The organism is Helicobacter sp. T3_23-1059 (genome assembly GCF_053654515.1).
Genome location: NZ_JBSIUV010000208.1, coordinates 1 through 574 on the forward strand (window position 1 = coordinate 1; position 574 = coordinate 574).

A 574-nucleotide genomic window follows, 5' to 3' on the forward strand; every position below is an offset into this window, starting at 1 on the left:
GACTTTTTTAGTCATTTTAGATAACATTATTTTGTAGTTTGTTGCTTTTGAGAATCTGCCAAAGGCGTAAAATCATTAGCGTTAATCTTAATGGTTTCAAGCTCCACTAGTTCATTATACAAAATTTCCCCTCCCTGTTTTATCTTATTTTTTACATTGTTTATTGATTTTGGCGCGTTGCTAGTGATTATCCATTCACCATTTTTATCCCTAGCAACACTTGCAAAAAACTTCTTTTCCTTAAAATCTTTTACAAAAATCAATGCTCCATCGTTTTGTTTTATTATTGCGTTTGGATTTTCAAGCGTGGGTTTTATCCTATCTAGGTATTTAGTCCTATGGTTTGATTCTAATTTAAACAAAGAGCCTATTTTTAAGTGGATTTTATCAACCCCATTTTTTGTTAGAGTGTCTTTTACCTGTGCTGAAAATGTAGGGATAAAATCATCATTAAGTGTTTTTAGTCCAAACTCTTTTAACCATTTTTGTGCTACTTCTTTGCGCACGATGTGGTTTTTGCCCTCGCTATCTTTTAGTAAATAATCGCCATTTTGATTTTGCTTGATTTGATTTG

General features: G+C 31.9%; 1 protein-coding gene. It reads right to left on the reverse strand.

The genetic code is table 11. The features are described from left to right. Positions 1-26: 26 nt before the first annotated feature. Positions 27-574: PBECR2 nuclease fold domain-containing protein (locus ACWIX0_RS14080; RefSeq protein ID WP_454174600.1), on the reverse strand; the 548-nt coding region annotated here is incomplete at its 5' end.